The following is a 22,344-nucleotide window of genomic DNA, read 5'->3' on the forward strand; positions in this document are numbered from 1 at the left end:
TGTACCGAGTTTAATGCATTTATTGAAACACAAAATTTACAATTTAACTCTTTATTTTTTGTAACCGAATCATGAACGCCCCATTAATAATGCACTAGCTGCAGGGGTAAACAGCCAGAGCTTTATTATTTATGAAAACAGAAATTCGCTATTGTTTTGAATCATCACAAGTTGCTAACCGATTTTTACACGAGCTCAAAGACTGGCCGGTTAACGATGTAAAAACACGACTTTTTAATGGCGGCGATAGTGTAAAAGTGACATACGAATACGACGAAAGTGGTTTTGATTACACTTGCGCCGAACTTGACGACCTAGCACAGAGCCATGGCGGGAAAGAGGTTTGAGCGTTTAATAATAAAAAACAGCTGATGCATCTTTAATAATTGATTTAAATTATATAGATTTGATTGATGTTTTATCTCTACCTGAGTTTTTCGCTTCGTAAAGCATTATGTCAGCTTCTTTAATTAGTGATTGAATAGACACATTATTACCACTTAAGGTTTCTTTAGTAGCAAATACACACCCAGCACTAATTGTTAAATATTTACGTACAGGCGACGCTTCATGAGGTAAATTTAACTCCCGAACCGCCAAAAGCAATTGCTGAGATATATTTACAAACTCTTCATAAGAAAGTTTTTTAAAGAATAATATGAACTCTTCGCCGCCATAGCGCGCAACTGTACCTGTGTTTTGCTTTGCCATTTGTTGTAATTTACCAGCTAGGAGCTGTAAAGCATTGTCTCCGCCTTGGTGACCATAAAAATCGTTATAATTTTTAAAGTGATCTACGTCAAGTAATATTACTCCAAAGGCATTTTGTTGCTGTTGAGCCTGCTTCCACTGAGCCGCTATAATTTCATCAAAGGCACGCCTGTTGTAAATTTGGGTTAACCCATCAATTTTACTTATTTTTTCAAGCTTAGAATTTTGCTCTTTTACTTGTTTAATTAACGCATTAAAACCGCCAATTAAAACGCGCATTTCTAAAAATTGATTAGTGAATCTCAAAGGCTGTAAATCGTTTTTAACCAACATTGAATTAATAGCGGACGCACCACTAATAAGCGGTTCAATAAAATAACGATTTACAATATAAAAACCTAATAATGACATTGCAAAAAACATTAGCAAAATAAGCTTTAAATAGTGATCAAATAAAACTGGCAGTGTTTGGTGATGGTGCTTAATGTTCAAAGCAAGCAATGGCTTACCATTTACATCTAGAATCACCCTCTTCCTTTGAGTAGCAATGCCCTCTTCTTGGAGGCTCCCTTTAAGCGTCGCAATATCGTTTAAAGAACTACCGTGTGCTATTTGTGTATAGCTAAGCTCCACTTGTGCAATTTCTGCTAAGGATTTGATCAACGACGGTCTTACTTTTTTTATAAAAACAATACTACCAACAGGCTCACCTGTTTTATCTGTTCGCTTTATTGCATGCGATGCAAACATGACAGGGCCGCCCGCTGTTTGTAAAAAACCAGAATGGCTTAAACTACTGTCGTCATTAGCAGCTTTTGGATTGGGAATAATTGCGCGGTTTAATTTATTAACCTGTAAATCTAAATCAGGAGCATCAAACTCCCTATGCTTCATATAATCATACGCTTGTCCGTAAACCATATTAAGGTTTACATCGTAGATAAACACACCATCAATTTTGAGAGAATAGAAGGTATCCCCTACAAAGTTTGAATCTACATATTCTGCGTCAAAATCAGCCATATAATCATAGGTGTCATCCCATACGGCGTAGTCATAATTGAGTGTTTCTAAAAATATAAACTCTTTATCAAGCGCAATTTTAAGACTCAGTAATTCACGATTTTGATAATCTTCAATACTAGTGTTTATAGTCGGCAGGCTAAAAAAATAGCGATACCCAACTAATAAACTTGTTACAAAGCACATTAAAATTAAAGTACCTATTATTACAAAAAATCTTAATGTCATAGTCTCTATCTAATCGTGTAGAATTAAGTCAAAGTAGCTTACGTTTTATGTTTTAGACTTCTGCATCTAAATTATAAATAATTAGCTTCTTACTAAAGCGTAGTATAAATTCATGAGCAGGAATAAACAAAGCTTACTATTAAGTTTTATAGCGTTAAAACTTTAGCACTTTCAATAATATATTTAATATAGACATAAAATCATACCAATTCGCTTAATTAAGTGGTCTATTTTGAGGACAGAAAAACGTGTTGATAGCTAGGCAAAAAAATTCGCTATTTAGTTGTTCTAAATGAGCATTTTTTAACGCAGGTAGCGACACGTTTAGCCCTGCAAAATGATTAAGTATTATTGCGGATTGGTATTACACATTTAATGTAATACAAAAATCTGGAACTATTTCGCTACCGAAACTTCCACTTTCGATGAAGATGAACTCGCAAGATCCAGTACTTCATAATAATTTAAGCCATCAATTTTTTTACCAATAATAAAATAATTCATTTCATTCATCATGGTTGGGTCGCCTAAAACATCTTCTGCGCTTTGCACATCAGAAAATTGAATTGCAATTAAGGCGCCTATAAAGCGCATTACATCTTGAGATTTTAATGTCTTTAAAACTTTATGAACTCCGGCCTGAGTTGACTCAGGTGTAGAACCATCAAATCTAAAATCACTTTTTGTACTAGCGCATGCACTAAGCATTAATATTGATAGTGCGATCAGTAAATGTTTCATATATATCCTTATTTTTTATTCGTGATACTTGCGTATCATCGCCACTTTACCGTTTTCAAGTTCTATTACTTCCATCATTGTGGAGGTGTATTCTATTGGCTGCTTACTTTGCGGGTGAATGCCCTTTGCATGACTCTTATAACGAATAGCAAAGCCTGTATCATTAAACACAAATGTATTAAGCAGTGTGCTTTCAAACAACGTGTGCGCACCTAAGTAAAAACTCATACCTTTGCGCATCTGCTCTTTGCCATCAGGAGTACGTGAGTCATCCGGTTGATACGGAATATGCTGATTACCAATATCATCGGTTAACAATGCAAGATAAGCCTCAAGCTCTTTAGCACCTGCGTTAGGTGCTTGTGTTGCGGTCATTGTTTTATAGTATTGCTGCGCAAATGCATTTAAGTCGAGTGGCTTTTCAGCATAAGCCGAAAAAGCAGTTACTAGAGCCAAACCTAACGTTAAAAGTAACCTCATTGACTATTCCCTGTAGTTAAAAATATTTTATAGGTACATTACCTTAGTAAGTTCAATAATCAAACAAAATCAGTTTTAAGAAAATTAACACCTACATTTTGCTCTTTACTCTATTTGTTGCAACGCTGTTGGCTGGGTCGTCTGGCCAAAAATGTTTAGGGTAGCGGCCTTTCATTTCCTTTTGCACATCGCGGTAACTGCTATCCCAAAAGTGGGCTAAATCTTGAGTAAGTTGCAATGAACGTTTACCTGGCGATAGCAGCTCCATAAGCAATGGCAATTTACCGTTGGCAAGCATAGGCGTACTGGTCAAGCCGTAAACTTCTTGCATACGCACGCTTAGCTTTGCGGGGCCATCAAGCTGGTATTCTATTTTTATATTTGAGCCACTTGGCACCGTTAAGCGCAGTGGTAACAGTGCTTTTAAAGCTGCTTGTTGTTGCCAATCAAAACAGTTTTGTAATGCTTCAAAGTAGTTAAACTTTTTAAGCTGCGTGAGCGTTTTAATATCTTCTAAAAACACGCCTAGCCACTGCGCTGCATTTTGAATAAGTTGTTGCTCGTTTATTTGCGGGAATTTATCGGGCATTAAATTACTTGCTAGGCTCATACGTATCAGCAATTGTTGCGCATCAGGTTGCTCGTTAAATAAAGCAAAACCGTGTTTAGTAAATAAGCTAAGCCACGCTTTAGCACGCTCGCTCTTATCTAGTTTTTGTTTACTAGGCTGGCTGCTGAGCGTTATAGCCCCGAGTTTCACTTCATCTTGATGAATAAAGCGCGCTGATTTTTCATCAAACTCACAACGAGTAAGTTTACTAAATAAATGCGGTAAAAATTCTTGTAACTCAAATGGGTTAAGTGCGGTGGCTGCAAATATACGCCCACCTTTGTGCCCGCCCATGGTTGCTATAGCTAAGTAATCGTCGTTGTGCCAGTAATCGACATTTAACTCAGCACCAGCACCATTGGCAAGTAAATAACCATTACCGCGTTTTTTAGCGATGCGATCGGGGTATGCCAATGCCACTAGCAAACTAATATAATGCGTATTTAATTCGCTGTTTTCGTCTTTTACTTTTAAGCGGCTTTGCCAATATTTTAACTGTTGTTTAAATACCGGATGCGGACGTTGCTGCTGGCTATGCAGCGCTAAACTCAACTCGTTTGCACTATTTACACGGCTCTCAAGTAATGCCACTAAATAAATAGCGAGCCTAAAAATACCAGGGAGTTGGTCATCAAGTATTTGTGCTTTTAATAGCATATGCGCCAAACGAATATCAGCACCAAAACCTAACATTTTACTGCCAAGCGGTGTGAGCTTACCTTTGCTATCAATAGCTTCTAGCATGTTAAGCAGATTACTTGCTTGCCCGCATTGCTGCTCAGTGGGCTTATCGAGCAAGGTTAGCTCATCAATACTGGCTCCCCACTGCTTTGCCTCAAGCATAAGTTGGCTTATGTCTGATGTGAGTATTTCGGGATTGTCATGGCTATTACGTCGCTCGAAGGTTTGCTTTGAGCCAATTCGATAAACAATGCCCGGCTCTATTCGTCCTGCACGCCCTGCACGCTGCACAGCAGACGAGCGCGATATGCTTTGTGTTGTGAGCTCTGTAACCCCTGTTTTTAAATTAAAGGTCGCTGCACGGCGCTTGCCGCTGTCAATTACAATGCGTATGCCTTCAATAGTTAAACTGGTTTCGGCTACATTGGTGGTAAGCACTACTTTGCGCATGCCGTTTGGTGCAGGAGCAATAGCAGTTTGCTGATTGGCTTTATCTTGCTCGCCAAATAGTGTTGCAACTTGGCAGTTACTGGGTAAATCGCTCAGTGCTTGTTGCACGCGTAGTATTTCAAATTGCCCGGGTAAAAATACCAATGCGCTGCCTGTTTGCTCATTAAGTGCTTGTTTTATTATGTTAGGAATTGCATCAAGCCAGCGACTTTCATCTTTTATGGGTATGTATACTTCATCTATTGGATAGCTGCGACCGCTTGATTGAATTACAGGGCAGTCAAAAAAGGCTGTATAGCGCTCTGTATCTAGCGTTGCCGACATAAGCATAATAGTTAAATCTTCACGCAGTGCACTTTGGGTCTCGAGCGCAAAGGCAAGTGAGGTATCGGCTGCAATTGAACGCTCATGAAATTCATCAAATATCAGTAAATCAATATCGCTTAATTCGGGGTCGTTTTGCAACATGCGCGTTAACATGCCTTCGGTGACTATTTCGAGGCGCGTATTAGCGCTTACTTTACTCTCGCCCCTAATCCGCAAGCCCACACTTTGCCCAACACTCTCGTTTTGGCACTTTGCTAAGTAACTTGCAATATTACGTGCAGCTAAACGGCGAGGCTCTAGCATTACAATACGTTTAAAATGTCCGTCACGCATAAGCTGTAGCGGCAACCACGTAGATTTACCCGCACCAGGCGGTGCTTGTAATAACGTAATAGGATTACTTTGTAATGTAGTAACGAGTTGTTGATATATGTCTTGAACCGGCAGCACAGCTATTTACCCTAAATTGCTTTGTGTGCATTGTAACAAAAACCAAAAATAAACGCTCAAGCTGTGGTTATAAAGGATTTAATTAAGGGTTACATAATCAGAAATAATTACAGACCGCTCTGTACATTTTTTAAGGATGTGCTCACAACATTAATCATTACTGCCTCAACAAAAACATAAAACACTGATTATTAATATAAAATAAATATTTAACTTGTTGGTACACGCCTTGCTCCTTTTATACTGAACGTTAATTAAATCTAAGTAAGGAGAAACTTATGAACAGCGATCGTATGAAAGGTAATTGGAACGAACTTAAAGGTAAGGCTCAACAAAAATGGGGCGATCTTACCAACGACGATTTAGACAAAATTGAAGGTAGCCGTACAGAGCTTGTGGGTAAAATCCAGCAGCAGTATGGTAAATCTAAAGAAGAAGCAGAGCGTGAAGTTGATGAGTTTGAAAAAACTCACTAATCGCTAACTTCTAAAAAAACCGCCATTTTGGCGGTTTTTTTGTTTAAGCTGTAGGTTATTTAGCTACGCTTTTAGCTGGTCACCTATTGGTAACTGCCTAATACGCTTTCCGCACGCGGCAAAAATAGCATTACATAATGCTGGCGCATAAACTGGTGTAGATGGCTCGCCTACCCCTGCTGGTGGTGCATCACTTGGTACTATTTCAACGTCAACTTCAAGAGGTGAGTCGCTCATACGCGGTACGCGATAATCATGAAAGTTACTTTGCTGCACGCGGCCTTTATCAAAGGTAATACCATCGCTGATTGCAGTTGTAATCCCATAAATAGAGCCACCTTGGGTTTGGTTTTTAACGGTGTCGGTGTTTACAACCGTACCCGCATCAATGGCAACCCACGATTTAATTACGTTTAAATCGCCAGCATCCGACACTTCTACTTCAACTACCGTAGCTACGTAAGTTAAAAAGCTTCTGTGTGCTGCTATGCCTAAACCTCGCCCTTTAGGAAGTTCTCGCCCCCATTTACTCATGTCAGCTACTTTTTCAATAACATGGCGCAGTCTGCCAATATCTAAAGGGTAAACCTCTTTATCGCCACCGTAATTATCGTATGTGGCATTTTGCTCAGTTACATCAACAATGCGACTCGGACCTATGGTGTCTAGTAAATAGTCTTTCTGGTCGCGACCGGCTTTGTGCGCTGCTTCGCCAATAAATGACTGAATAGCAAAGGCATGAAAAATATTTGATACAGAACGCATCCAACCAATTCGTGCTTTGGCAGGGGCATCACCGTTTTCTAACTTCATGTTAGGTGTGTTAATTGGGTTATCGGTAAACCCTAAGCGCAGTTCAAAGCTCCCTGGCGTAGTCGCCCCTTCTGAAAAGGTAGAGGTAATTGGTGAAAACGCGGTGCGGTGTAAATACGATTCTATTGCGCCATTTTTATCTAGCGATGCTTCAATGTGCTGAGCCGAAACCGCATGGTAAAAACCATGTTGTATGTCGTCTTCACGCGTCCATTGCACACGAATAGGCTTGCCTACTTTCATTGAAAGGTAAGCTGCTTCTGCTGAAAAGTCAGGTTTTGACTTACGCCCAAAACCGCCTCCTAACATGGTAACGTGAACATTAATTTTGCTCTCATCCATGCCAAGCATTGCAGCCACTGTTTTCATATCGGCTTGTGGATTTTGCGTAGCAGCCCATATATCAACACTATCTTTGTTGTACATAGCTGTTGCACACGGCGGCTCCATTGGTGCTTGAGCAAGATGCGGCGCGTAATAATCAGCTACGAGTTTATTGCTCGATTTAGCCAACACGCCCATGGCATCGCCTTTATCACGTATGTTTGCCTGTGGAGTTTGTACTGTTTTTAGTAATGACTTTTTAAATTCTTCTGAATTGTAATCGCCATTTTTGCCATCATCCCACACGACTTTTAATGCTTTACGCCCTTGCCATGCAGCCCATGTGTTTTTAGCTATAATTGCAATACCGCCTTTTGGCTGAAACTGCGGCGCGCCTTTTGGTGCAGGTATTTCAATAACATCTACAACGCCGTTTATCGCTTTTGTAGCACTGGCATCAAACGACTTAACAACACCGCCTACTACCGGCGGGCGTTCAATTATAGCCACTAGCGCTTGTGGTTCGCGTACATCGGCTGCAAATATTGCTTTACCTGTTACTAAATCGGCTAAATCTATGTGCGCCATGCCAGTATTAATGTAGCGCCATTCTTTGCGTGTTTTAAGTGTTAGTTTGTCAGCTTCTGGTGGCGTTATTGTAAGCGCTAAGTCGATTAAATCTTTATAAGTAAGCGATTTACCTGAGCTGTGTGTAACAACGTGTTGATTGGCTGTACAGGTCTGCGGGTCAACTTTCCAATACTTAGCGGCAGCGTGCTGCATCATGTAACGCACACTTGCGCCCATTTCACGCAGGCGCTTCATGTTGTAGCGAATACTGCGCGAGCCATCGGTATTTTGATCGCCATATTTAGGGTCGCCCTTACCCTGAATAACAATAACCTTATCCCACGCGGCTTCCATTTCATCGGCAACTATTTGTGCAATCGCGGTGCGAATTTGCTGACCCATTTCAGAGCGATGGCAGGTTATTTCAACCATGCCGTCTGGGCGCAGTGCAATAAATAAGTTTGCGCGTTTTGCTTGCTCAGATGGCTGCTCTAACACTCCCGCGAATGCTCTTGGTGCACTGCCTACAAAATAAGTACCGAGTACCAACGCACCTATTGCACTGGTTTTTAAAAACTTACGGCGGTTTAAATCAAAGTATTTGTTATCTTGGTTCATACTTCTTCCCCTTGTTCATTTGGGTCAAAATACTGAACACTCGCCATTGTTTTAGCAGCTGATTTAATTGCTTTATGAATGCGCGGGTATGTACCACAACGGCAAATATTTCCCGACATATTACTTACTATTTCATCATCGGTAGGGGTTGGGTTTGCAGCTAATAAGCTTGCAGCTTGCATCATTTGGCCGCACTGGCAAAAACCACACTGCGGTACTTTATGCTCAACCCATGCTTGTTGTACTGGATGGTCGCCCTGCTCGCTTAACCCTTCAATTGTCGTAATTGAACGCCCTGCTGCTGCCGCTACAGGGAATACACACGAGCGCTGAGCTACCCCATCAATATGCACGGTACACGCACCGCACTGTGCCATACCACAGCCAAATTTAGGCCCAGTTAAATTCAATTCATCTCGGAGATACCATAATACTGGCGTTGACGGATCGCCAGAAAACTCATGTTTATTACCATTAATGGTAAGCGTGATCATACTAAACTCCTTGGCAAAGCGCTTTACAGGAGGGTTCCTTGTTGCGCGAGAACTATTTTTAATTACTTACTATTTTATACTTACTACTTTTAGCCTACCACTTAGATCTGTTTTATAAAAACACTAATTATTAGAACGTTTAAACCACATTGAAATTATTAAAGTCTGATTATTAGTATTATGACTAGGCCCTGCTGACCTTTTAGATTGAAACTCACTCAACCTAGGGGAGATTTAATCACGACGGGAGGTTTGTAAACACCAAAGCGTAAATTGCCCCTAAGCAGAACCCTTAGGGCATTGCATGTTAAACCTCGAAAGATAAACAGCCCTAAATAAAAGTTTAAAAAGATTATTAATAAATAAAAAACCGCCATTTGGCGGTTTTAGATAGTGTAAATAAGCTTTTAACTATTAATTAAAATGGCGTCTACCAAATAAAACCACTGATAGCAGCATAAGTAAGTAATAAATACTGCCACCTGAGCTAGAGCCTGAATCAGATGAAGGAGTCGCTACCGTAGCAGCTTGCTTACCTTCAACGTTTATAGTCACAGTTTGAACTGCAGAACTATCAAATTTATCTTTAGCTACATAGCTAAACGTTACTATATGATCGGATTCGCTCGTAGGAGTTAGTTTAAACAATCCAGTATCAGGCTCAAATGTTAAAGTTCCTGAGTTTGGCTCGGTTACCACTTCAAATTCAAGTGTATCGTTGTCGCTATCTAATGCTGAAAAGCGACCATTCACTTCACTCTTATAAGAGGTGTTATATGTTACATTTTGAGCTTGTGGGGCTGTATTTGTAAGTTCAATAACAACATTATGAAGCTCTGACTCAACTAAAGAATCTTTCACTGTAAAGCTAACTGATACTGGCTCAACCGAGTCACCACTTGGTGAAAAGGTCACGCTACCTAAAGCAGAGTCCATTAACTGAATTTGCCCATGAGCAGGCGAATTTTTAATTTGAAATACTAATGGCTCTGCGTCTTCATCCACACCTTCTAAATTAAAGTTAAGCGGTGTATTCCAATGAGTTTGCAGTGTCATATTATTTGCTGTAGGTGCTGTATTTTTTAGCTCTAACGTTAAGCTTGATAACGCTGAACGTGAACGATCTTTTACTGTGTAGTAACTAAGCTCGTCAATGCCTACAGCGCCCGATGGTATATAAGTTAATAGACCCGCCTGTCTGTCGGTAAACTCGACCCTACCCAGAGTTGGTCTCTTATTTAAAACTACATAATCAATATCATCTGATACAGGTAAATCTATTTGTATGCTTTTTAAAACATGATCAGAGTAGCTTACAGCTTCAGGCTTAGCTAAAAGCTCTGCAACTTGATTAGAAAACACCTCCAATGACTGACCTGCCAACAAGGTATAATCAACATTATTATACGTAGAAGTTGCTAACCAACTGTCATTATTATTACGCTTAACAGTGTATGAAACCACATTGCTATCTAGGTTATATTCACCAAACTGATCAGAACAAGAATACTGCACAAACCCAGCTCTTACAGACACAATATTATTTAAAGTGTTTTGGCACACTTCACTAATTAATGTTGTCTGCCCATTTAAAGCCACTTTATAAAGTGAGCCATTATAGGTAGAGGCAACTAAAGTTTCTTCTCCATTAATAACAGTGTTAACCAAACCGTTAAAGCTTTGCACTAAAGCAACTTTAGAAATAGTGTTTTCAGAGTAGTCATAACTAATGAGGTAATCACTAACGAGACTAACCACATCTATATTTTCGTTATTAAGAAAGCTTCCAGTTACTATTGAACTCATGCCGCCCCAATAAAATCCTAAGCGAGGCGATGTTTTTAATAACTCTCCAGTTTGCCCATTTAATACTTTAAAAAAGGTACCTTCACTTCCTGTATGCTCAGCGCCATTACCTACTATTATTTCTAACTTGCCATCATTATTAATATCTAACGTTGTTAAAGTACTAATGTAGTCTCCGCCGCCAAGATATGTTTGAAATAGCTCTTCACCCGTTTCAGGTGAAAACACCTGTACATTCGCATTGTATATAGCAGAGCTGCCAGTAATAATATAATTCTTACCATCATCAAACAGCTGAGCAGTAGTGACTAAATTGTTATTATCCCAATCGTTATTAATGCTTATATTTGTAAGTATTTTTTCATTAGTTTGTGTATCTACTATGTGCAAAGCGTTACTGTCACGCTCGGAATAAAGTATATCTAAGTTTCCGTTATTATTAATATCAGCAAGTGCTAACGCTTTATTTGAGTAGTACTTAATGCCTTTAGCCCACTGTTGGGCTTTATCATCCGTGTTGTGAATATAAAAACCATCTTCACCTGATGAAGAATAACCTGAGCCCCAAGCAATATTTTGTTTGCCATCGCCGTTAAGGTCATCTACAACAATGCCCGACACACCATGCTCTGGATTATTAATACTCCAAAACTCAACACCTGTTGTGAGTGAAAGCGCGTATAAGCTCCCCCACTGACCATCGCCGTAAACTAAATCATCGGTACCATCATTATCGATGTCTGCAACTATTACTTTATCAATATCTAAGTCGCTTTGGGCTGTCCATAAAATGCTTTCAGTGCTTGGGCTAAGCATTTCTATGCTGTACCAACTTTGCCCATTAATCACTTCATCTAAGCCGTCGTTATTAATATCAACAGTAATTAAATGCTCGCCATTAACACTTACACTAAGTTGTTTATGCAGTACAAGTTCTGAATTTTCAAACCTATAAACCGCACCATCACTAAATAAAACTTCTTTTGCATTGGCCTCAGTAAACGAGCCTGTCACAAAATTTTGTGGTACGTTTTCAAGTACCGCAATTTCAGATAAATCGAGCGAGTTAAGAACAAAAAGCTTACTACTTTGATAAACAAAAAGCTCATCTTGGCCATCGCTGTTTATATCAAACTTATCTGCTGCTCTTGGGTAATAAAATTCTTTGCTTAGCTCTATCTCTTGGGTGACTAAATTAACTTTATGTACTGCGTTATTATCTAAAACATATAAGTAATATGTATCTGCCACTGTATCTTTAATTAGTGTGGTATCTTCAATATAGTCATCAAAGTCGTAGCGAGCTGTTACTTTATACGCACCTTTTACATACTCTATAATATTAAAATTGCTCTCTTGGGCGGATATAATGTGCTTGCTACCCACACCCGACAAAGGTGCAATGTACATGCCTTTGCGACCTGTTGAGTTACCTAATGAAAATTCACGAAATACGCTATTAAGCTCTATGCTTTGCTCGTCTGAGGCCGCTTGAGTAAGGCTATTATTTTTTATAATTGGCGTGAGTTGAGGCTTTTTAGATAAACTTTCAAAATGAGCTTTATCAAAATTTATTTTTTGATCGTTAATTAAAACAGCATCACCGTAAGTATTTTTTTGAGTGTTTTTTATAGGTTGTGCATGAGTATTGGCATTCACTGAATACGCGCTCATCATGAGCAACGTAAGGCAAGATAGTTTAATCAATTCCATAATCCTTTGTATTTCTTTATTTAATAACGCCACTACAACTGTAACGTTCCATTAACACGGCATTATATAGAGTAAAAACCGGAAATAAAGAGGCGATTAACAAAGTTTTACAAAGACATAGAAGAAATAACGCAATAATATTTAGCTTGCAGCTAAGCTACTTTTCTAAAACACTTAGCCGCATACTTACTAATTAAAATCGATTAATGAGTGCTTATAACATCTTCAGACAACAATTTCTCATCGTCTTTATAAACTTCAAGCCAACCTGGTGGTGATGTATCACAGCCAATAATGGTTACATTTAGTATGTAACTATAACGTCCATTTTTAAACGTATAATGGTGATTACCGCCAGTGCCACTAACCGTTACATCGCCGTTAGATAAAACCATATCAGGCTTGTCCTTTGGCCTTTTATCACTACTCCACACCGCATAACGGTAATTTCTATCACCTAAATCATCAACACGAATATGGTAGTTAGCCGTTTTCCAATCGAGTACTGGTTTTTCAAAGGTATTAATACTTGCGTGCAAGGATTGCTTACCTTGTTCGATTAAGCTTTTAGCAAGTGTCTGCTCTTTAGTATTTTGTGTATTTACAGCAATAATTTTACCGTCAGTATCAACCCACATAACGCCGTTATTTAGCATAATGCCGCGCCAACCTACTTTCTCCCAATCAGTTTTAATGTTTGAACTGGCAATAACTGCCGCTAGCTCATCATTAAATACTTCATCAAAGCGGTTAATAAACTCGGCTTCATTTTTAATGTCAGGTATGGGATATCGTCGTTTTAGCGGGTAGCGAATAAGTGCTGCAATCGCAGTTTTATCATGCGCTTTAAAAGCAGCAATAACAGGTAAAACGAACTCGTGATACTTTTGCTCAAGCGCAAATGTGTTAGATGTGAAAAGTAGTGATAGGAACACCGCTACGTGGTTTAAAAACTTCATTTATAGTCCTTTAATCAAAGCTCAAACTTTGGCGTAAAACTTGGACGCTCAGTTTTCATTAAAATATCATCTAGTATCCTAATAAGCTGATCTTTTTGCTTACAAGATAATTGCTTTGTATTTGATAACATATCTTCACAAAATTTTTTATCCCATGAATCTGGGTGATATATATTGAGCTCTTTAAGTACGTCTTTTATTAATTTTTTTGTGCCTAAAGAAATATAACCGTCTTGAATTTCTTGCCGTAAGTTAACTAAGGGGGTTTGGGATTCAGACATTCAACGTCCTTTGACTTATGTTGTCTTTCAACGCTAGGGATTATCAAAACCTAGCAGATAAAATTATTATGAAAAGTCAGGTCACATATTAGAATTACACTTTTTCTCATCCCAACTTTCAATTATGAAAATGCTAGCCGTATGAGCAGAATGAACAGCAAGTCTAGCGTGCCTAGGCTTAATATTATACCTAGTTCGACCTTCAGCATGGGCAGCACTAGCATCTGTGCGCAGTGCACCAATACCGCTAACTGTTGAGAACAGTCCACTTAATATTTGTATTAAATCTTTATCTTGAACAAGGCTAATATCAAAACCTAGCTCATCCTTAATTACTTTCCAAACGCCCTGCAAATCTTTTTTAGCAGGCATTGTTAAACCTTCATCTTCTATAAATGTTTTACAAATAGCTTCTAATATATTGCACGCAGCTAGTACAGCTTCTCGAGGATCACTTGTTATATTATCCATTGCTCGATCAAACTCAGCATTAATTGCAGGTAAATCTCTATTTTTTATTAACGCTGATAGCGATTGCGAGGGAGCACTTGCACCATCAAAAATGAAACCGCCCATTCTATATTCAAAATTGTAGTTAGAAAGGCACTGCCTTATCTTTTGTACATATTTATAAGCTGCATTCTCAACTTTTCGAAACATTATTTCATTAAATTCAGTTTGAAATTCAGGATTTTCCATGTAGTTTTCAATTAATTTACCAACTACTGATATAGGGCAATCTGATTCATTATTTATTCTTCTTAGCCACGTCTGTGCTTTAGAAGATTTAGAGCCTTCGGGAGGTTCGCCTGGGGCGTTAGAGTACAGAAAAAGAGAATCTAACGTAGCGTGAGTCTCCAGAGAAGAGATTGCATCAGCTAGAATTGATATAAGAGGTGCTGGTATTTGCTTATTCATAAATTTAAAAGTCCTTTTAACTATCTGATTATGTTAACTGCTCTACTACAGCAAAGTCCAACAGACTTTCATTACTACTTTAAGTGTCTTACAAAAAAGCGAGCTTAATTAAGCTCGCTTTTGTTTTAACGGACAGCTGTTCTATTTACTCCGGATCATACCCCAAGTTAGGCGATAGCCAACGTTCAGCTTCTTCAAGCGTCATATTGGTTCGCTTAGCGTAGTCTTCTACCTGATCCTTTTGCACAGCTGCTACGGCGTAGTATTTAGCCTCAGGGTGTGAAAAGTACCAACCCGAAACAGCAGCACCTGGCCACATGGCATACGAGCTAGTTAGCTGCATACCAATGCGCTTTTCGGTATCGAGCAACTGCCAAATTTTCTTTTTCTCAGTGTGCTCAGGGCACGCTGGGTAACCTGGCGCTGGGCGAATACCTTGGTAGTTTTCGCGTATTAGCTCATCGTTTGCTAGGTTTTCGTCTGGTGCAAAACCCCAATACTCTTTACGTACTTTTTCGTGTAGGTATTCTGCAAACGCTTCGGCGAGCCTGTCGGCAACCGCTTTAACCATTATTTTGTTGTAATCGTCTTGCTGTGCGTCAAACGCATTTGCTAAGTCGTCTTCTTCTAGGCCACCCGTTACTGCAAACGCGCCAAAGTAATCAGGCGTGCCTTTTGGTGCTATGTAGTCGGCTAGGCAATAATTAGCAAAGTCGGTTTTTTCGGTTTGCTGGCGTAAATGGCATGAAGTAGTTAATACTTCTTTGCGTGTTTCGTCGGTGTATATTTCTATGTCGTCTCCAACGCGGTTAGCCGGGAATAAACCAATTACACCAAGTGGTTGCAAACTGCCTGCTTTTTCAAGGTCGTCTAACATATCGTTAGCGTCTTTAAATAAGCTTTGCGCTTGCTCGCCTACTACTTCATCGTCCATTATGCGCGGGTATTTACCGGCAATTGACCACGTCATAAAGTATGGCGTCCAATCTATGTATTTACGCAAAGTAGCAATTGATACGTTTTTAAATTCAGTCACGCCCAGCTTTTTAGGCACTGGCGGTGTGTAGTTATCCCAATCAAGCTTTGCTGCGTTATCGCGTGCGCGCTGGATTGTAACAGGCTTAGAGCGTGGTTTTTTACGCGCTTGTTGCTCGCGCACTTTTACATATTCAGCTTTAGTTTTAGCTAAAAAGTCAGGTTTAATGTCTTTTGATAATAAGTTTGAAACTACACCAACTGCACGGCTTGCGTTATTTACATACACAACGCCTTTGTCATATTGCGGCTCAATTTTTACTGCGGTGTGCGCTTTAGAGGTAGTTGCACCACCAATGAGTAGCGGCAGTTCAAAACCACGGCGTTTCATTTCTTTTGCTACGTGTACCATTTCGTCAAGCGATGGGGTAATTAAGCCCGATAAACCAATAATATCGGCTTTTTCGTCGATGGCGGTTTGCAGTATTTTATCGGCAGGTACCATTACGCCTAAATCAATAACTTCGTAGTTATTACACTGTAGTACCACGCCTACAATATTTTTACCTATGTCGTGTACGTCGCCTTTTACGGTCGCCATCACTATTTTACCATTGGTTGAACCTTCTTCTTTTTCGGCTTCAATAAATGGGTCTAGGTAAGCTACGGCTCGTTTCATTACGCGCGCCGATTTAACCACTTGTGGTAAAAACATTTTACCTGCGCCAAATAAATCACCTACCACGTTCATGCCATCCATTAACGGCCCTTCAATTACGTGAATAGGTTTATCGGCAGCAGCGCGGCACTCTTCGGTATCTTCATCTATAAAGGTAGTAATGCCTTTTACAAGCGCGTGCTCAAGGCGTTTTTCTACAGGCCATGTGCGCCATTCTAAATCTTCTACTCGCTCGGCTTGTGCCATACCAGAGTATTTTGGTGCAAGCTCTACTAAACGCTCGCCTGCGCCTGGATCTGTGTTAAGTATTACGTCTTCAACGGCTTTACGAAGCTCTTCTGGTATGTCGTCGTAAACAGCAAGCTGGCCTGCGTTTACAATCCCCATATCCATGCCTGCTTTTATGGCGTGGTATAAAAATACCGAGTGAATAGCTTCACGTACTGGGTTATTACCTCTAAATGAAAACGATACATTAGACACCCCGCCCGACACTTTACAGTGCGGTAAATTTTGCTTAATGCGGCGTGTGCCTTCAATAAATTCTACTGCGTAGTTATCGTGCTCTTCTATACCGGTGGCTACGGCAAATATATTAGGATCGAATATAATATCTTCTGGTGGAAAACCAATATCTTCTACTAATATTTTGTAGCTGCGGGCACATATTTCATATTTACGGTCTGCTGTATCAGCTTGCCCGTCAGTATCAAACGCCATTACAACGGCAGCTGCACCAAAGCGTTTTATTATTTTAGCTTGGCGAATAAACGGCTCTTCACCCTCTTTTAGCGATATAGAATTAACAATGGCCTTACCTTGAATACACTTTAAGCCTGCTTCTATTACTTCCCATTTAGAGGAGTCGACCATAATGGGTACGCGTGAAATATCAGGCTCTGAGGCTATTAAGTTTAAAAACTTAACCATAGCGGCTTTTGAGTCCAACATGGCTTCGTCCATGTTTATATCAATAACCTGTGCGCCATTTTCTACTTGTTCGCGGGCCACTGTTAGCGCAGCTTCAAAGTCTTCTTCCATGATTAAACGTTTAAACATGGCAGAACCGGTTACATTGGTACGTTCGCCGACATTAGTAAATACTGCTATTTGTTGGGTCATGTTGGCTCCTAGTTTAAGTTACAGGCTTCAAGACCTGATAAACGCATGCGTACTTCAAGCTCTGGCAGTTGGCGTGGTTTAACGCCTGCTAAACCTTTTGCAAAAGCACGAATATGCGCAGGCGTGGTGCCACAACATCCACCTACTATATTAATAAAGCCCGATTTACCCCAATCGATAATTTCGGCTGCCATTTCAGGCGCTTCTAAGTCGTATTCACCAAACTCATTAGGCAAGCCCGCATTAGGGTGTACCGATGTAAAGGTTTCGCACACGCGCGAAAGCTCTTCTACATATTGGCGCAGTAAATCAGGGCCAAGCGCGCAGTTTAAACCAATCGAAATAGGCTTAATATGGCGAATAGAGTTATAAAATGCTTCGGTTGTTTGCCCAGAAAGCGTACGCCCTGAAGCGTCGGTAATAGTGCCCGAGATCATAACTGGTAATGTGCGCCCTGCTTGCTCAAAGGCTTCTTCTACACCAAACGAGGCGGCTTTTGCATTAAGCGTGTCGAATATAGTTTCAATTAGTATTAAGTCGGCGCCGCCTTCCATTAATGCAAGGGTAGACTCTACATACGCAGTAACCAGCTTATCAAAGGTGACGTTTCGGTAACCCGGATCGTTTACGTCTGGCGAAATTGAACACGTTTTAGATGTCGGCCCTAAAACACCGGCTACATAGCGCGGCTTTTCTGGCGTTTTAGCCGTAAATTCATCGCAAATTGCGCGTGCTAATTTAGCCGACTCTACGTTTATTTCACGGCTTAGGTTTGCCATGTCGTAATCTTCCATCGAAATAGTGGTCGAGTTAAACGTGTTGGTTTCGATAATATCGGCGCCCGCCGATAAAAAACCACGATGAATATCAGTGATTAAGTCGGGCTTAGTTAGGCTTAATAAATCGTTATTGCCTTTAATTAATACATGCCAGTCTTTAAAACGCTCTCCGCGATAGTCTTCTTCTTCTAGCTTATGATCTTGGATCATGGTGCCCATAGCGCCATCTAAAATTAAAATGCGTTCTTTTAATGCGGCGCTTATTTCGGCTTGCTTATTATTTGTAGGCGCGTTATTCGGCATAGTTGTTAGTCCTCACGTCTTGGCTAACTAAATTAATATCATACGGTGTGGTTTGGTACACGTAGTAATTTAACCAGTTCGAAAAAAGTAAAAAAGCATGGCTTTGCCACGTTTTTGAAGGTTGTTTGGTTGCATCGTCATCCGGAAAGTAATTTTCGGGCTTTGGTGCATTAGGGCTTTTTTTACAATCGCGCTCGTATTCTGCTTTTAGCGAGTCGGCGTCGTACTCTGGGTGGCCGGTTATAAACACTTGGCTACCCGATTTGTTTTTAAGTAAGTAAGCCCCTACTCGCTCAGAACCTGCCAGTACAACGAGTTCTTCACAGGCGTTTATTTTATTTATATCAATATGGCCGTAGCGTGAGTGCGGTACTAAAAAGGTATCGTCGAATCCGCGAGTCAGTGCACCGTGATCAAAATAACACTGGTGAGTAAATACGCCACACAGTTTATCGTCTTTTAAATCGCGTTTTAAATTGTAACGGTGATATAACGCTGCATGCGCTGCCCAACACGAAAACAACGTAGAGGTAACGTGTTGCTCAGCCCAATCAATAATGACTTTTAGCTCATCCCAATACGCTACATCGTCGTATTCTAAATGCGCAAGTGGCGCACCGGTTACTATTAATGCATCGTAATTGTTGTCTTTAACCTCAGAAAAATAACGGTAAAAGGTATCAAGGTGCTCTTCTGAATTGCTGCTACTGCGGTGAGTGTCGAGGCGCAGTAGTTCTACGTTTACTTGCAAAGGCGAATTGGCAAGTAAGCGAATAAACTGAACTTCGGTTTCTACTTTATTAGGCATCAAGTTTAAAATAGCCAAACGCATTGGGCGTATTTCTTGCGTTTTTGCACGACTTTTTGGCATTACAAATACGTTTTCTTGACGTAAACGTGCAATTGCCGGCAACTCGTCTTTTACTGTAATTGGCATACTTTACTCCTGCTCATAAAAACCGAGGCTTAATTATGAACTGAAAGTAAAAAATATCAACCTCTAGATGTATAGATGTCCAAATGAAATTTATTCATGGTTTTTTTAAGACTTACTAAAAGCTATAGATGAGGGGCAGTGCATTTATATTGAAGTACTTTGTTTTAGTGAATTGAAACAGCGCTACTAAAATCAGTAGCGCTATTATAATTAAAAACGATAATTTACAGATAAATTAAGAGCGTAAATATCGCCTTCATTTGTATCAAAATATTGGTATTCAGCACTTACTTGCCAGCGTTGAGTTAGCCTAAAGTCAATGCCGGTTCCGTACGTTACGCCGCCTTCATCGTAGTTTTGCTCAGTTATTAGCGTAGAATTTGTATCTGTACCAGTTATTGATTCTGCAAGGTTTTTTAAGTCGCCTTCATTGTAACTTAATTTATTTCTACCATAGCCACCAAATAAAAACACATCAGCTCGAGATGAAATTGGATAATTAGCTTTTACAAATATACTTGTTTGCAAATCAAGGCTCGAATCGATTTCGCTCTTAATGAATTCTGAACTAAGCGAGCCGTCCTGTGGGTTCTGAGTGTAAACAATTCCGTGTAGAGGCGTTGACTCATCATTTAACCCAAACCCTATACGCCCTTCTAATGCAAAGTAACGCGAAAACTGATATCCAAACCGGCCGTAAAGCGTTGTAAACTGTATGCTATCACTCTCGTATACATCAATTTGCGTAGACCCTATCCCTATTCCTTGGTAATAACCATTTACATGGAGTATGTCTGCTTGGCTCGAAAATGAGTATAAACCTAAAAGTAATGCCCCTAACTTTGTAACTATATTCATGTTCATTCCTTTAAACCTTTGTAATATTTAATAATGTGATGTTGAACAACAAACTAAGTGTGGCCTGCCTATATAACTTGCTTATACTTTACAGTTTGTAAATATACTGTACCACTTTTGTTAAAAATGGAATGTATTTGAACAATATAAAACAATAGATTACAGAATTTTACACAATAGAAATCCTGTAATAGTAGTGTTTTTAACGAGCAATCAAAACAAAGTACCGCTTAGGTAAGTGTATTGTTCTATACAGCATTCGTTGACTGTTTCACCCGTCAGCCACTACAATACAACATTGAAATTTTTATTATTATTTGAAGGCTTTCCTCCATGGTTTTACCTGATAAATTTATATTCTCGATGAGTCGAGTATCTAAGGTTGTGCCACCTAAGCGCACTATCTTAAAAGATATTTCGTTGCACTTTTTTCCTGGCGCTAAAATTGGTGTGCTTGGTTTAAACGGTTCTGGTAAATCTACGTTACTGCGTATTATGGCCGGTGTTGACCAAGATTTTGAAGGTGATGCACATCCTCAGCCTGGTACTAAAATTGGTTATTTACCGCAAGAACCTATTTTAGACGAAAGTAAAACAGTACGTGAAACTGTTGAAGAAGCTGTTGGCGAAGTTAAACACGCACTTAAACGTCTTGACGAAGTGTATAACGAATACGCCATGGAAGACGCTGACTTTGACGCACTTGCAAAAGAGCAAGGCGAGCTCGAAGCTGTTATTCAAGCGCACGATGGTCATAACATCGACAACGTTTTAGAACGCGCAGCTGATGCACTTCGCCTGCCAGAGTGGGATGCTAAAATTGAGCACCTTTCAGGTGGTGAGCGTCGCCGTGTTGCTATATGTCGATTATTACTTGAAAAACCAGACATGCTTATTCTTGATGAGCCTACTAACCACTTAGATGCTGAGTCGGTTGCATGGTTAGAGCGCTTCTTACACGATTACGAAGGCACTGTTGTGGCAGTAACGCATGACCGTTACTTCCTTGATAATGTAGCTGGTTGGATATTGGAGCTTGACCGTGGTGAAGGTATTCCATGGGAAGGTAACTACTCTTCTTGGCTTGAACAAAAAGATGCGCGCTTACAACAAGAACAAAAATCTGAAAAAGCTCGTCAAAAATCAATTGCGCAAGAACTTGAATGGGTTCGTTCAAACCCTAAAGGTCGTCAAGCTAAGTCAAAAGCACGTATGGCTCAGTTTACTGAAATGCAGCAGTCTGATTACCAAAAACGTAACGAAACTAACGAGATGTTTATCCCACCTGGTCCGCGTTTAGGTGACCAAGTACTTGAAGTAACTAATCTTCGTAAGAGTTTTGGCGATCGTGTTTTAATTGATGACTTAAGCTTTAGCATGCCAAAAGGTGCCATTGTGGGCATTATTGGTGCGAATGGCGCGGGTAAATCAACACTGTTTAAAATGATAAGCGGTGAGCAAACGCAAGACAGCGGTAGCATCAGCGTTGGCGAAACAGTACACCTAGCTACTGTTGATCAGTTCCGCGACGGTATGGACGAAAGCAAAACTGTTTTCCAAGAAATATCAGACGGACAAGACGTACTGAAAATTGGTAACTTTGAGTTCCCAAGCCGAGCATATGTAAGTCGCTTTAACTTTAAAGGTAACGATCAGCAAAAGTTTGTTAAAGACCTATCAGGTGGTGAGCGTAACCGTTTACACCTTGCTAAGTTATTAAAAGCTGGCGGCAATGTGTTACTACTCGATGAGCCAACCAACGACTTGGACGTTGAAACACTACGTGCACTGGAGAACGCTATTTTAGAGTTCCCAGGTTGTGTAATGTGTATCTCGCATGACCGTTGGTTCCTTGACCGTATTGCTACACATATTTTAGATTACCGGGATGAAGGTCAAATTAACTTCTTTGATGGTAACTACACTGAATATGAAGAGTGGCTTAAAAAGACCCTAGGCGCTGAGGCAACTCAACCTAAACGTATTAAATACAAAAAAATTGGCTAAAAATATTGGTT

At 40.0% G+C, this 22,344-nt stretch carries 17 protein-coding genes; 3 read left to right on the top strand and 14 right to left on the bottom strand.

Annotated features, from left to right (window positions below):
- Positions 1–131 precede the first annotated feature (131 nt).
- A complete protein-coding gene (locus tag AC5NT5_RS12485; RefSeq protein WP_002958138.1) occupies positions 132–347 on the top strand; it encodes a hypothetical protein in 216 nt (71 codons plus the stop codon).
- Between the two features lie 49 nt (positions 348–396).
- On the opposite strand, the gene AC5NT5_RS12490 is transcribed toward AC5NT5_RS12485, so the two are convergent.
- From AC5NT5_RS12490 to hrpB, 4 genes are all read right to left on the bottom strand, one after another.
- Positions 397–1,962 carry a diguanylate cyclase domain-containing protein gene (locus AC5NT5_RS12490; protein WP_494514008.1) on the bottom strand — a complete coding sequence of 522 codons (1,566 nt, stop codon included), beginning with the start codon at positions 1,960–1,962 and terminating at the stop codon, positions 397–399.
- Positions 1,963–2,358: 396 nt separating this feature from the next.
- Positions 2,359–2,703 carry a hypothetical protein gene (locus AC5NT5_RS12495; protein WP_165744382.1) on the bottom strand — a complete coding sequence of 115 codons (345 nt, stop codon included), beginning with the start codon at positions 2,701–2,703 and terminating at the stop codon, positions 2,359–2,361.
- 15 nt (positions 2,704–2,718) lie between these two features.
- Positions 2,719–3,183: a nuclear transport factor 2 family protein gene (locus AC5NT5_RS12500; protein ID WP_165744383.1), complete on the bottom strand. Its 465-nt coding sequence runs from the start codon at positions 3,181–3,183 to the stop codon at positions 2,719–2,721.
- Between the two features lie 91 nt (positions 3,184–3,274).
- Positions 3,275–5,701: an ATP-dependent helicase HrpB gene (gene hrpB, locus AC5NT5_RS12505; RefSeq protein ID WP_494514007.1), complete on the bottom strand. Its 2,427-nt coding sequence runs from the start codon at positions 5,699–5,701 to the stop codon at positions 3,275–3,277.
- Positions 5,702–5,979: 278 nt separating this feature from the next.
- Between hrpB and AC5NT5_RS12510 the strand changes: the two genes are divergently transcribed.
- A complete protein-coding gene (locus AC5NT5_RS12510; protein ID WP_008132353.1) occupies positions 5,980–6,177 on the top strand; it encodes a CsbD family protein in 198 nt (65 codons plus the stop codon).
- Positions 6,178–6,240: 63 nt separating this feature from the next.
- On the opposite strand, the gene AC5NT5_RS12515 is transcribed toward AC5NT5_RS12510, so the two are convergent.
- The 10 genes from AC5NT5_RS12515 to AC5NT5_RS12560 all read right to left on the bottom strand — a co-directional run bounded on the left by AC5NT5_RS12515 (position 6,241) and on the right by AC5NT5_RS12560 (position 20,326).
- Complete coding sequence (locus AC5NT5_RS12515; RefSeq protein WP_309168481.1) at positions 6,241–8,502, bottom strand: xanthine dehydrogenase family protein molybdopterin-binding subunit; 2,262 nt, start codon at positions 8,500–8,502, stop codon at positions 6,241–6,243.
- Positions 8,499–8,996 carry a (2Fe-2S)-binding protein gene (locus AC5NT5_RS12520; RefSeq protein ID WP_494514006.1) on the bottom strand — a complete coding sequence of 166 codons (498 nt, stop codon included), beginning with the start codon at positions 8,994–8,996 and terminating at the stop codon, positions 8,499–8,501. Before AC5NT5_RS12520 ends, AC5NT5_RS12515 begins: the two co-directional genes overlap by 4 nt.
- A 414-nt stretch (positions 8,997–9,410) precedes the next feature.
- Entirely contained in the window at positions 9,411–12,509 is a 3,099-nt protein-coding gene (locus tag AC5NT5_RS12525) for an FG-GAP repeat domain-containing protein (RefSeq protein ID WP_494514005.1), read from the bottom strand.
- Positions 12,510–12,718: 209 nt separating this feature from the next.
- Positions 12,719–13,474, bottom strand: coding sequence for a hypothetical protein (locus tag AC5NT5_RS12530; RefSeq protein ID WP_182673765.1), 756 nt, complete (start codon positions 13,472–13,474; stop codon positions 12,719–12,721).
- 14 nt (positions 13,475–13,488) lie between these two features.
- A complete protein-coding gene (locus AC5NT5_RS12535; protein WP_494514004.1) occupies positions 13,489–13,755 on the bottom strand; it encodes a hypothetical protein in 267 nt (88 codons plus the stop codon).
- An 81-nt stretch (positions 13,756–13,836) separates the two neighbouring features.
- The gene (locus tag AC5NT5_RS12540; RefSeq protein WP_494514003.1) at positions 13,837–14,673 is read right to left on the bottom strand and encodes an abortive infection family protein; all 837 of its coding nucleotides are present in this window, start codon (positions 14,671–14,673) and stop codon (positions 13,837–13,839) included.
- A 145-nt stretch (positions 14,674–14,818) separates the two neighbouring features.
- Positions 14,819–17,449, bottom strand: a complete 2,631-nt coding sequence (gene metH / locus AC5NT5_RS12545) for a methionine synthase (RefSeq protein WP_002958120.1) — start codon at positions 17,447–17,449, stop codon at positions 14,819–14,821.
- A gap of 8 nt (positions 17,450–17,457) precedes the next feature.
- Complete coding sequence (locus AC5NT5_RS12550) at positions 17,458–18,531, bottom strand: homocysteine S-methyltransferase family protein (protein WP_007376157.1); 1,074 nt, start codon at positions 18,529–18,531, stop codon at positions 17,458–17,460.
- Positions 18,521–19,468: a homoserine O-acetyltransferase MetA gene (gene metA, locus AC5NT5_RS12555; protein ID WP_002958117.1), complete on the bottom strand. Its 948-nt coding sequence runs from the start codon at positions 19,466–19,468 to the stop codon at positions 18,521–18,523. The genes AC5NT5_RS12550 and metA overlap by 11 nt, the downstream gene beginning before the upstream one ends.
- A 210-nt stretch (positions 19,469–19,678) precedes the next feature.
- A complete protein-coding gene (locus AC5NT5_RS12560) occupies positions 19,679–20,326 on the bottom strand; it encodes an outer membrane beta-barrel protein (protein ID WP_182682205.1) in 648 nt (215 codons plus the stop codon).
- Between the two features lie 333 nt (positions 20,327–20,659).
- Between AC5NT5_RS12560 and ettA the strand changes: the two genes are divergently transcribed.
- Positions 20,660–22,333, top strand: a complete 1,674-nt coding sequence (ettA, locus tag AC5NT5_RS12565; protein ID WP_039486820.1) for an energy-dependent translational throttle protein EttA — start codon at positions 20,660–20,662, stop codon at positions 22,331–22,333.
- The last annotated feature ends 11 nt before the right edge of the window (positions 22,334–22,344 follow it).

The sequence above is a fragment of the Pseudoalteromonas sp. J2K-J599 genome (assembly GCF_059295115.2).